This window comes from Streptomyces sp. NRRL WC-3549, assembly GCF_000721935.1.
Taxonomy (GTDB): domain Bacteria; phylum Actinomycetota; class Actinomycetes; order Streptomycetales; family Streptomycetaceae; genus Streptomyces.
On record NZ_KL585423.1, the window covers coordinates 37,214 to 37,764 of the forward strand.

Annotated in this window: 1 pseudogene; it reads right to left on the minus strand. The window is 74.6% G+C overall.

The features are described from left to right. Positions 1-551 (minus strand): annotated as a pseudogene (locus IH13_RS0126515) (type VII secretion integral membrane protein EccD); the annotation flags it as partial.

Below are 551 nucleotides of genomic sequence, written 5' to 3' on the forward strand. Positions count from 1 at the left end.
TCACCAGCCGGTGGCCCGGCGAGGCGGCCGGGGCGGCGACCAGCACCAGCAGGAGCAGCCCCGTCACCCCCGGGACCACCAGCGACATGCGCTGCCAGATGTTGCCCAGTCCCCGCGCGTGCAGGAGGAGCAGCAGGCACAGCGCCACCGTCATGACGGTCTCGGCCAGTCCGCGCTCCCGGCCCAGGGCGAGGAGGCATCCGGCGGCGACCACGCCCACCGCACCGTACAGCGAGGTCATCCAGCCGTCGGCGAGGACGGCGCGGGCCGAGACCACGGAGGTGGCGTGCGGCTCGATGCCCTCCTGCAACTGCTGGGCGTTGGTCGGCAGGGGCGGCATGCGCATCCCGGACATCCGGAAGGCCAGCGAGGGGACGAAGGCGCCCAGGACCACGGCCAGGACGGCGACGATCCCGGCGGTGTGCACGGGTGCCAGGTCCGTCGTGATGAGCAGGACGGCGGCGAGGCACCCGAACACCGAGACGACGGCGACGCCCAGGAAGAGCGCGGCGAACGCGGCCACGACGGCGAGCGCGAGGACCGCGCCGCCC